This is a genomic window from Olegusella massiliensis, from assembly GCF_900078545.1.
GTDB classification, from domain to species: Bacteria; Actinomycetota; Coriobacteriia; order Coriobacteriales; family Atopobiaceae; genus Olegusella; species Olegusella massiliensis.
This window is the reverse complement of the sequence record NZ_FLLS01000002.1, coordinates 1,015,493-1,027,815: the sequence shown is the minus strand read 5'-3', so window position 1 is coordinate 1,027,815 and position 12,323 is coordinate 1,015,493. Positions and strand designations below refer to the sequence as shown.

The window sequence follows — 12,323 nt, the reverse complement described above, 5'->3', positions numbered from 1 at the left end:
TATTTTGTGTTTCACATCATGCTCCTATGACATCTTCACGCGCAATATGACTGTGGGAGGACTGCTTAGGCTCTGGTATAAGATCGGCAACAAGTCGCCTGAGTTCACGAGAAGGTGGCAGTCCTTTTGAGCCAACAACCCTGCTGCAGAAACGCAGATAAGCATCGCGCGCATCTCCCGGACGACCCGCTGCCACAAGAGCTTCAATAAGCACCGTAACCACATCTTCACGGTTACACTGCACCGAGACAGCGCTACGCGCAAACTGTATGGCAAGTTGCACTTTTCCCTGGAGAAGTGCTGTGCGAGAACCGGTAACCATTGCGGCAACAAACATTGAACGAAGATTTTCTGCTCGCAAGCTAATCCATGGCTCAGGATTTATGGTCGTCACATCCATATCGCCTAGATAAAGGTCACGTACCTCGCAGGCTGCATTGATTACTTCATCTGCAATCCCATCATTGACCGCACAACTATGCACTGCTTCTACAAAGCAATCAACGTCACAAACAACTACTTCAGGGTTAAGTGCTACGGTGCCATCCGCCTTATTTGTCAAAAAGGGTTCAAAACCGCGATAACGCGACTCCATTGCCTTGCGCGCGCCAGATATCGCCTCGTAAAGCCTTTGCATGCCCAGCTCTAAAGTTGCGTCAGGCCAAATTTGATTTGCCAGTTCTACACGACGCATACGGTGATTCTCTTTTGCCGCAAGTAAAGCAAGCAACACCTTTGACTGACGCCGATTAAATTTTCGCATCTCAATGGGATGACCATCAACGCTTACCGAGAGCCCACCCAATAGATTGATAACGACGTGATAGTGTGGCTGCTCAGTAGCGTGCGAGTGCTGTGATAGGTGGGGACTATCTGTCTGGGCAGGAGAACTACTATGACGGGCAGTTGTAACGGAAGTCATTTTTTGAGTAGACGCTGAGTGTGGCAGCAGTGCCGCAATCCAGTGCTTCGGCATCTTGAGTCTACAAAGTTGGGAAATCTCTGCACAATCGTTAATCAGCCAACCGACGAGCCACAACGCATCGTTTTGCAATTTGTGCCAACTAAGCACCTGGAACTCAATCCGCTGTGTCTTTTTATTCTCTGGACGAGCAGACTCAATGTGAAAATTGCCATCCGCTATAACGTCAGCACCAAACGAAAGTAATAGTCTTGCGAGATCTTGAGGAATGCTTTTCTCTTTTTTCGTTTCTGCCATGCGACGCAGTGGTCCCGCATCTCCTGCGAGCGCCGCAATAACAGCCTCAACCAGTCGCGCGCAGCTATCTATATAGTCAAACTCACAGGGCGCTGCCAAATCAACCGCGCGCTGCGCTCTTACATGTGCGCTTGATAGATTGCCATTTCTCAACTCACTAAGTGCCAATGCCAGAGAAAAAACCGCTCGTAACATGCGGTCGCCCATACTTTCCGCTCGTGCTGCCGCACGCTCTAAAAAACCTGAGCTACAAGAGCCGCCCGCAATCGCCACCAGCTCGCTTACCGCAAGTTGGTAGTCCATCAAGCGTTGGGATCTGCTATGAATTAGTGCCTGTTCTGCCTTGACAAGCAGCGCGTTGAGCTCGTCTCCTACGGTCTCACCGCCAAACGCAGTCGCAAGCACCAAATCATTGATTAGCAACAGTTCAGCAAGACTCTTGCCATGTGACCACGGCGACTCTTCGGTAAAGCGCTCAAGAACTCGATGAAACTGCCCCTCAAAAAGGAGCTGCCTCAGCTCTAGATGCAACAACAACTCTGGATATACTTTTGCTGCTTTGTCATGTATGCCTACAAGCTTATCTCCCATAGCAAGGCTACGACCCTGCGCAAGCATACGTAACAGCAGCGCTGAATTACCACGAAACTGTAGTTTTGCTCCCCTTGTTTTTTGTTGGTCTACTACTGCCGCAAAGGCTTGGCGAGCTACCATCTGCTTTTGTTCAATCAAAGCATATGCAGCAGCGCTCTCTAGGTAGCCTACTTCCTCTTTCATAAAAAGTTGCCGGGCTGCCGCAAGACAGTCTTTGATAATACCCAACGCTCCTGCTGCACAAAGTTCAACTCCCCATGGCATCAGCAGCTTACTGCGGCTATCTGTTGTGGGAAGCAAAGCGCCGCAAATTCCAGCACGGACAAAGTTATGACTTCGACACAACACGCTAAAGGCCTGCTCAACGATATCAGCATAAAGTCCTGCATATTGTCTTAGACTCGGAAAACAAAGCCGGAAAAGCGAAATATCGTCAATTCCCGCACAACAAAATGAACCTGTATAAACATTGACTTGAAAGAAAAAGGCTTCCGCCTGCATCCATGCAAGAGTTTCATCATCAGTCGTTGGAAGTATTTGACGCAGCTGCTCAAAGTTACCTGAACCAAGCAGCATCATCGCATAGCGAATTCTCAGCTCTGATAGAGGTATGCCGTTGCGCAAGGACATGATTACGACACGTTGAAGCGATTCGAGATAACGTGGAGCATGCGGATCTACCTCATGTGTAAGAGCGCGTGCCAGCAATGGGATGCCATTGGTCATACTCCAAGCTCGCCGCGCTAAATCACTGGGTTGTAGCGGCATGCGATAAAGCAATTCACGACCAGCAAGCACATACGCCTCTGGAAGCTCCTCACAGAGCTGCTCCGCTTCTGGACAAAGTGTTATCAGTATGGTGACGCCCTCTACCGCAGCAGCTCGTATAAGCTCTGTAGCCTTATCAATTGTCTCTTCGTCAAGGGCAGGAAAATCATCAAAAAGTACGCAGACCAGCTGATCTTTCTGCTTGCGGGCCACGGCTCTGGCCTTGCAGAGCGTATCCTCAAGTCTCTTGGCAAGTTCATGAGAATTGGCCTTGAGAAAGGTGAGTAATGGTTGCGGAGCATCTAAAGATCGACTCTGAAGCAGACGCTTTGCAAGCAGAGTTTTCATAAGTCCCGGCTCACCCACTACAAGTACGATATCGCATCGGCATAGCTCTGGTGGGGCCATGGGAGGCAAGAGAGGGCTACCCTCCGCAGGCTCAACAACGTCCTCAGCCACAGCAAGACTCGAGCTAACACCATGTGCATCCATAGGCTTCTCCTTCTACCAAACAATCAGATCCGGAAGTTTGATTGTTCCTGAAGAAGTTGCTTGCCAAATTCTCGCACTGCATAAGAGGTCACTTTAAATGCATAAGATGCAAAAGTTCAAGGGATATCCACAATCCTGCCAAGCTTGTATCAGTCTGCTGCCAAATTTGCGCCAAGCATATAGCAAACAATCCTAACCCCACAGCCCTCTTTGAGACTTACTGTGCAAGAAGATATCCACATAACAAAAAAGGACTTCCACAAAAGGAAGTCCTTTCTCTGCGCAAAACAAAGCGCCCCTAGTTGGTCAGCGATGACCTGCTCTCCCACGGACTACTCCGCAGTACCATCGGCGCTCGGGGGCTTAACTTCTGGGTTCGGAATGGGACCAGGTGTGCCTCCCCTGCTATGGTCGCTGACCAACTAGAGGCGTTCCATCAGGTACGACCTCAGCCGTGCCCTCAGGGCCGCACAGCGTGATTCTCCATTAACAAGATGCATAAGAAGATGTGCCCAACACAAATAATAAAAGAAGAGCTCGACCGATTAGTACAGCTCAGCTCAAACGCTTGCACGTCTTACACCTGCTGCCTATCACCTCGTGGTCTACGAGGGGTCTTACCAAAAGGAAAACTCATCTTGGGACAGGCTTCCCGCTTAGATGCTTTCAGCGGTTATCCTAACCGGACTCAGCTACCGGGCAATGCTGTTGGTCAACAACCCGTACACCGGAGGTCCGTCCACCCCGGTCCTCTCGTACTAGGGGCAGCCTCCCTCAATTTTCCTACGCCCACGGAGGATAGGGACCGAACTGTCTCACGACGTTCTGAACCCAGCTCGCGTACCGCTTTAAATGGCGAACGGCCATACCCTTGGGACCTGCTCCAGCCCCAGGATGCGATGAGCCGACATCGAGGTGCCAAACCTTCCCGTCGATGTGGACTCTTGGGGAAGATCAGCCTGTTATCCCCGGAGTACCTTTTATCCGTTGAGCGACTGCAATTCCACTCTAAGCAGCCGGATCACTAGAACCTGGTTTCCCATCTGCTCGGCTTGTAGGCCTCGCAGTTAAGCCTGCTTATGCTCTTGCACTCAAAAGGGTGGTTGCCGACCATCCTGAGCAGACCTTACGTGCGCCTCCGTTACTCTTTAGGAGGCGACCGCCCCAGTCAAACTACCCACCTGACACGGTCCCCATGCCGGATCACGGCCACGGGTTAGAATGCCAATACGTCGGGGGTGGTATTCCAAGGGTGACTCCACAGAAACTGGCGTCCCTGCTTCAAAGTCTCCCACCTATCCTCTACGCGACGCACCGGCAGCCAATGTCAAGCTGCAGTAAAGGTTCACGGGGTCTTTCCGTCCTTCCGCGGGTAAGTCGCATCTTCACGACTAGTGCAATTTCACCGGGTCTATGGTTGAGACAGTGTCCAAATCGTTACGCCTTTCGTGCAGGTCGGAACTTACCCGACAAGGAATTTCGCTACCTTAGGACCGTTATAGTTACGGCCGCCGTTTACCGGGGCTTAGATTCGCCGCTTCGCTTGCGCTAACAGCTCCTCGTGACCTTCCGGCACCGGGCAGGCGTCAGACCCTATACGTCGTCTTACGACTTCAGCAGAGTCCTGTGTTTTTGATAAACAGTCGCTTGGACCTCTTTACTGTGGGCCGCTTGGGCTCAAGGAGCAAGTCCTATCACCGAGCGGTCACCCCTTCTCCCGAAGTTACGGGGTAATTTTGCCGAGTTCCTTAACCATAGTTCTCCCGATCGCCTTGGTATGTTCTACCCACCCACCTGTGTCGGTTTGCGGTACGGGCTCCTAGCAACTAACTAGAGGTTTTTCTCGGAAGTATGGGCTCACTCACTTCACTCAATTGCTTCGTCCAACACCTCAGCCTATATGACAGACGCATTTTACAATCTGTCAGCCTACGTGTTCTCACGGGGACGTCCAGAACCCCGCTGAGCTACCCTTCTCCGTCACCCCATTGCTCAAACATTGCTTCGGAGGTGCAGGAATATCAACCTGCTGTGCATCGACTACGCCTTCCGGCCTCGCCTTAGCTCCCGACTGACCCTGGGAGGATTAGCCTTGCCCAGGAAACCTTGGGTTTACGGCGGCGGCGTTTTTCACGCCGCTCTCGTTACTCATGCCAGCATTCTCACTTCCGGCCGGTCCACCGCAGGTTACCCTACAGCTTCACTCCAGACGGAAAGCTCCCCTACCACTGATAAATCAGTCCGCCGCTTCGGTACCATGCTTAGCCCCGTATATTGTCGGCGCATGTCCACTCGACCAGTGAGCTATTACGCACTCTTTAAATGAATGGCTGCTTCTAAGCCAACATCCTGGTTGTCTGAGCAAACGCACATCCTTTGCCACTTAGCATGGATTTAGGGACCTTAGCGGGCGGTCTGGGCTGTTTCCCTTTCGAACACACAGCTTAGCCCACATGTTCTGACTCCCGGACTATAGACCGGCGGCATTCGGAGTTTGATTGGAGTTGGTAGGCGGTGAGGCCCCCGTGTCCATTCAGTGCTCTACCTCCGCAGGTAAACATCCGAGGCTAGCCCTAAAGCTATTTCGGGGAGAACGAGATATCTCCAGGTTTGATAGGCCTTTCACTCCTATCCACAAGTCATCCCCTCAGTTTTCAACCTAAGTGGGTTCGGCCCTCCGCGGGGTCTTACCCCCGTTTCAGCCTGCTCATGGATAGCTCACCTGGCTTCGCGTCTACGGCATGTGACTATGGGCGCCCTATTCAGACTCGCTTTCGCTGCGGCTCGCTTACTGGCTTAACCTCGCCGCATACCGTAACTCGCTGGCTCATTCTACAAAAGGCACGCCGTCACGGAATAAATTCCGCTCCGACTGCTTGTAAGCACACGGTTTCAGGTACTATTTCACTCCCCTCCCGGGGTGCTTTTCACCTTTCCCTCACGGTACTGGTTCACTATCGGTCACAGGAGAGTATTTAGGCTTGGAGGGTGGTCCCCCCAGCTTCCCACCGGGTTTCACGTGTCCGGCAGTACTCGGGAACCGGATGGCAGTTCTTAAAGATTCGTGTACGGGACTTTAACCCTGTCTCGTTGGCTTTCCCACACCATTCCACTTCTTAAAGAATTTTTGACTGCACAACACCGGCCCCACAACCCCGACGGCGCAAAAGCAACCATCGGTTTGGCCTAGGTCCCCGTTCGCTCGCCACTACTAGGGGAATCTCGTTTGATTTCTCTTCCTCCGGGTACTTAGATGTTTCAGTTCCCCGGGTTGCCTCCTTCGCGCGTATGTGTTCGGCGCGAGGTACGTGGGAATTACCCCACGTGGGTTTGCCCATTCGGAAATCTGCGGGTCAAAGGGAATGTGCCCCTAGCCGCAGCTTATCGCAGCTTGTCACGTCCTTCATCGGCTTCCTGTGCCAAGGCATCCACCGTGTGCTCTTACCATCTTCTTTCGATGGTTGGTATCACATAACGATGATTTGCACATCTTCTTGATGCGATCTTATTAAATTAAGGAGAATGTAGATTTCAATCTACATCACGCTATGCGGCTCTCAAGGTACGGCGAGGGCGAACCCTCGAGACCGGACACTGCGCACCGAGATGGTGCAATGAGAAACAAACTGATTAAGGACGGGCCGCCCATAGAAGTACAAAGTAAATGATGCTTCCTAGAAAGCGTATCTCCCTAGAAAGGAGGTGATCCAGCCGCACGTTCCCGTACGGCTACCTTGTTACGACTTCACCCCCCTTACCCTCCACACCTTCGGCGCCTCCCTCCAAAAGGTTGGGCCGGCGACTTCGGGTGCAGACGACTCGGGTGGTGTGACGGGCGGTGTGTACAAGGCCCGGGAACGCATTCACCGCGGCGTGCTGATCCGCGATTACTAGCAACTCCGACTTCATGGAGGCGGGTTGCAGCCTCCAATCCGAACTGGGGCCGGCTTTAGGGATTCGCTCGGTCTTGCGACTTGGCAGCCCATTGTGCCGGCCATTGTAGCACGTGTGCAGCCCAGGACATAAGGGGCATGATGACTTGACGTCGTCCCCACCTTCCTCCGGCTTGACGCCGGCGGTCTCGTATGGGTGCCCGGCCGAACCGCTGGCAACATACGACGGGGGTTGCGCTCGTTGCGGGACTTAACCCAACATCTCACGACACGAGCTGACGACAGCCATGCACCACCTGTATAGGCTCCTTTCGGCTACGGTGTTTCCACCGCTTCACCTATATGTCAAGCCCTGGTAAGGTTCTTCGCGTTGCTTCGAATTAAGCCACATGCTCCGCTGCTTGTGCGGGCCCCCGTCAATTCCTTTGAGTTTTAGCCTTGCGGCCGTACTCCCCAGGCGGGACACTTAATGCGTTAGCTGCGGCACGGAGGGATGTTCCCCCCACACCTAGTGTCCATCGTTTACGGCTAGGACTACCAGGGTATCTAATCCTGTTTGCTCCCCTAGCTTTCGCGCCTCAGCGTCAGTCGTGGCCCAGAAGGCCGCCTTCGCCACCGGTGTTCTTCCAAATATCTGCGCATTCCACCGCTACACTTGGAATTCCGCCTTCCCCTACCAGACTCAAGCCTGCCGGTATCAGGAGCGGACGGGGGTTGAGCCCCCGGATTTAACTCTTGACCTAACAGGCCGCCTACGCGCGCTTTACGCCCAATGAATCCGGATAACGCTCGCCCCCTACGTATTACCGCGGCTGCTGGCACGTAGTTAGCCGGGGCTTCTTCTGCAGGTACCGTCACCTTGCGGCCTCGTCCCTGCTGAAAGCGGTTTACGACCCGAAGGCCTTCATCCCGCACGCGGCATCGCTGCGTCAGGCTTTCGCCCATTGCGCAAGATTCCCCACTGCTGCCTCCCGTAGGAGTCTGGGCCGTGTCTCAGTCCCAATCTGGCCGGTCGGTCTCTCAACCCGGCTACCCATTACTGCCTTGGTGAGCCGTTACCTCACCAACAAGCTAACAGGCCGCGGGCCCATCCTTCAGCGATAAATCTTTGCCACCTCCTTCATGCGAGGGAGGTGGATCATCCGGTATTACCCACGGTTTCCCGTAGCTATTCCGAACTGAAGGGCAGGTTGCCCACGTGTTACTCAGCCGTTCGCCACTCTATACACACCCGAAGGTGCTTTAATCGTTCGACTTGCATGTGTTAAGCGTGCCGCCAGCGTTCATCCTGAGCCAGGATCGAACTCTCCGTTCAAAAAGCTACTTATATAAGTAGCGAATCTACTGTTTGAGTCGGTCCGTCCCCGAAATCACGCTGATCTCGGATTCAATGAAATTGATCGGTTTGTGTTATACGAAATTGTGGTACACACTCTCCGAAATGACTTTCATTTCGTCTGTCTCTCATCGATTTCATCAATCGCAGTATCCGGTTTTCAAGGTTCGCTGCGTTGCTTGTGTGTTGCAACGCGAGGAATCACTATACGCACCCCGGCTCTACTTTGCGAGGGTTGTAGGTGACTATCCATGGTTTCTCCATATATGGAGACCAGGATAGAGAGATAGATTGTGATTCCTTGGATGTTATATTTTACGTGATAAAGTCCGACTAGGCAAATATATGCAGGTAAACGGTCATTTTTAAAGAGCAGACGGCAACTAACGCGTTCTTTTGCAAAAAAGCACATCGAGCAACTGAATGCCTACACAATCTCTGCGCGTTTACAAAGAATTTTCTTTCCACAAAAAGTATTCATATTTGGATACTGCAAAAGCAGTCTCCTGTTAATCCTTCGTCCTAACCCCACAGCCCTCTTTGAGACTTACTGTGCAAGAAGATATCCACATAACAAAAAAGGACTTCCACAAAAGGAAGTCCTTTCTCTGCGCAAAACAAAGCGCCCCTAGTTGGTCAGCGATGACCTGCTCTCCCACGGACTACTCCGCAGTACCATCGGCGCTCGGGGGCTTAACTTCTGGGTTCGGAATGGGACCAGGTGTGCCTCCCCTGCTATGGTCGCTGACCAACTAGAGGCGTTCCATCAGGTACGACCTCAGCCGTGCCCTCAGGGCCGCACAGCGTGATTCTCCATTAACAAGATGCATAAGAAGATGTGCCCAACACAAATAATAAAAGAAGAGCTCGACCGATTAGTACAGCTCAGCTCAAACGCTTGCACGTCTTACACCTGCTGCCTATCACCTCGTGGTCTACGAGGGGTCTTACCAAAAGGAAAACTCATCTTGGGACAGGCTTCCCGCTTAGATGCTTTCAGCGGTTATCCTAACCGGACTCAGCTACCGGGCAATGCTGTTGGTCAACAACCCGTACACCGGAGGTCCGTCCACCCCGGTCCTCTCGTACTAGGGGCAGCCTCCCTCAATTTTCCTACGCCCACGGAGGATAGGGACCGAACTGTCTCACGACGTTCTGAACCCAGCTCGCGTACCGCTTTAAATGGCGAACGGCCATACCCTTGGGACCTGCTCCAGCCCCAGGATGCGATGAGCCGACATCGAGGTGCCAAACCTTCCCGTCGATGTGGACTCTTGGGGAAGATCAGCCTGTTATCCCCGGAGTACCTTTTATCCGTTGAGCGACTGCAATTCCACTCTAAGCAGCCGGATCACTAGAACCTGGTTTCCCATCTGCTCGGCTTGTAGGCCTCGCAGTTAAGCCTGCTTATGCTCTTGCACTCAAAAGGGTGGTTGCCGACCATCCTGAGCAGACCTTACGTGCGCCTCCGTTACTCTTTAGGAGGCGACCGCCCCAGTCAAACTACCCACCTGACACGGTCCCCATGCCGGATCACGGCCACGGGTTAGAATGCCAATACGTCGGGGGTGGTATTCCAAGGGTGACTCCACAGAAACTGGCGTCCCTGCTTCAAAGTCTCCCACCTATCCTCTACGCGACGCACCGGCAGCCAATGTCAAGCTGCAGTAAAGGTTCACGGGGTCTTTCCGTCCTTCCGCGGGTAAGTCGCATCTTCACGACTAGTGCAATTTCACCGGGTCTATGGTTGAGACAGTGTCCAAATCGTTACGCCTTTCGTGCAGGTCGGAACTTACCCGACAAGGAATTTCGCTACCTTAGGACCGTTATAGTTACGGCCGCCGTTTACCGGGGCTTAGATTCGCCGCTTCGCTTGCGCTAACAGCTCCTCGTGACCTTCCGGCACCGGGCAGGCGTCAGACCCTATACGTCGTCTTACGACTTCAGCAGAGTCCTGTGTTTTTGATAAACAGTCGCTTGGACCTCTTTACTGTGGGCCGCTTGGGCTCAAGGAGCAAGTCCTATCACCGAGCGGTCACCCCTTCTCCCGAAGTTACGGGGTAATTTTGCCGAGTTCCTTAACCATAGTTCTCCCGATCGCCTTGGTATGTTCTACCCACCCACCTGTGTCGGTTTGCGGTACGGGCTCCTAGCAACTAACTAGAGGTTTTTCTCGGAAGTATGGGCTCACTCACTTCACTCAATTGCTTCGTCCAACACCTCAGCCTATATGACAGACGCATTTTACAATCTGTCAGCCTACGTGTTCTCACGGGGACGTCCAGAACCCCGCTGAGCTACCCTTCTCCGTCACCCCATTGCTCAAACATTGCTTCGGAGGTGCAGGAATATCAACCTGCTGTGCATCGACTACGCCTTCCGGCCTCGCCTTAGCTCCCGACTGACCCTGGGAGGATTAGCCTTGCCCAGGAAACCTTGGGTTTACGGCGGCGGCGTTTTTCACGCCGCTCTCGTTACTCATGCCAGCATTCTCACTTCCGGCCGGTCCACCGCAGGTTACCCTACAGCTTCACTCCAGACGGAAAGCTCCCCTACCACTGATAAATCAGTCCGCCGCTTCGGTACCATGCTTAGCCCCGTATATTGTCGGCGCATGTCCACTCGACCAGTGAGCTATTACGCACTCTTTAAATGAATGGCTGCTTCTAAGCCAACATCCTGGTTGTCTGAGCAAACGCACATCCTTTGCCACTTAGCATGGATTTAGGGACCTTAGCGGGCGGTCTGGGCTGTTTCCCTTTCGAACACACAGCTTAGCCCACATGTTCTGACTCCCGGACTATAGACCGGCGGCATTCGGAGTTTGATTGGAGTTGGTAGGCGGTGAGGCCCCCGTGTCCATTCAGTGCTCTACCTCCGCAGGTAAACATCCGAGGCTAGCCCTAAAGCTATTTCGGGGAGAACGAGATATCTCCAGGTTTGATAGGCCTTTCACTCCTATCCACAAGTCATCCCCTCAGTTTTCAACCTAAGTGGGTTCGGCCCTCCGCGGGGTCTTACCCCCGTTTCAGCCTGCTCATGGATAGCTCACCTGGCTTCGCGTCTACGGCATGTGACTATGGGCGCCCTATTCAGACTCGCTTTCGCTGCGGCTCGCTTACTGGCTTAACCTCGCCGCATACCGTAACTCGCTGGCTCATTCTACAAAAGGCACGCCGTCACGGAATAAATTCCGCTCCGACTGCTTGTAAGCACACGGTTTCAGGTACTATTTCACTCCCCTCCCGGGGTGCTTTTCACCTTTCCCTCACGGTACTGGTTCACTATCGGTCACAGGAGAGTATTTAGGCTTGGAGGGTGGTCCCCCCAGCTTCCCACCGGGTTTCACGTGTCCGGCAGTACTCGGGAACCGGATGGCAGTTCTTAAAGATTCGTGTACGGGACTTTAACCCTGTCTCGTTGGCTTTCCCACACCATTCCACTTCTTAAAGAATTTTTGACTGCACAACACCGGCCCCACAACCCCGACGGCGCAAAAGCAACCATCGGTTTGGCCTAGGTCCCCGTTCGCTCGCCACTACTAGGGGAATCTCGTTTGATTTCTCTTCCTCCGGGTACTTAGATGTTTCAGTTCCCCGGGTTGCCTCCTTCGCGCGTATGTGTTCGGCGCGAGGTACGTGGGAATTACCCCACGTGGGTTTGCCCATTCGGAAATCTGCGGGTCAAAGGGAATGTGCCCCTAGCCGCAGCTTATCGCAGCTTGTCACGTCCTTCATCGGCTTCCTGTGCCAAGGCATCCACCGTGTGCTCTTACCATCTTCTTTCGATGGTTGGTATCACATAACGATGATTTGCACATCTTCTTGATGCGATCTTATTAAATTAAGGAGAATGTAGATTTCAATCTACATCACGCTATGCGGCTCTCAAGGTACGGCGAGGGCGAACCCTCGAGACCGGACACTGCGCACCGAGATGGTGCAATGAGAAACAAACTGATTAAGGACGGGCCGCCCATAGAAGTACAAAGTAAATGATGCTTCCTAGAAAGCGTATCTCC

Annotated in this window: 1 protein-coding gene and 5 rRNA genes; all 6 read right to left on the bottom strand. The window is 53.0% G+C overall.

From position 1 onward, the window contains the following. Positions 1–16: 16 nt before the first annotated feature. On the bottom strand, positions 17–3,073 hold the full coding sequence (locus BN4314_RS04835; protein ID WP_068540120.1) for an AfsR/SARP family transcriptional regulator: 3,057 nt from the start codon (positions 3,071–3,073) through the stop codon (positions 17–19). A gap of 304 nt (positions 3,074–3,377) precedes the next feature. Next, positions 3,378–3,492, bottom strand: a 5S ribosomal RNA gene (gene rrf, locus BN4314_RS04830). A 106-nt stretch (positions 3,493–3,598) separates the two neighbouring features. Then, positions 3,599–6,528: ribosomal RNA gene (locus BN4314_RS04825) — 23S ribosomal RNA — on the bottom strand. 240 nt (positions 6,529–6,768) lie between these two features. Continuing rightward, positions 6,769–8,281, bottom strand: a 16S ribosomal RNA gene (locus BN4314_RS04820). 655 nt (positions 8,282–8,936) lie between these two features. After that, positions 8,937–9,051, bottom strand: a 5S ribosomal RNA gene (gene rrf, locus BN4314_RS04815). Positions 9,052–9,157: 106 nt separating this feature from the next. Further along, positions 9,158–12,087, bottom strand: a 23S ribosomal RNA gene (locus BN4314_RS04810). Together the 16S, 23S and 5S rRNA genes form the textbook arrangement of a ribosomal RNA operon. Positions 12,088–12,323: the final 236 nt, after the last annotated feature.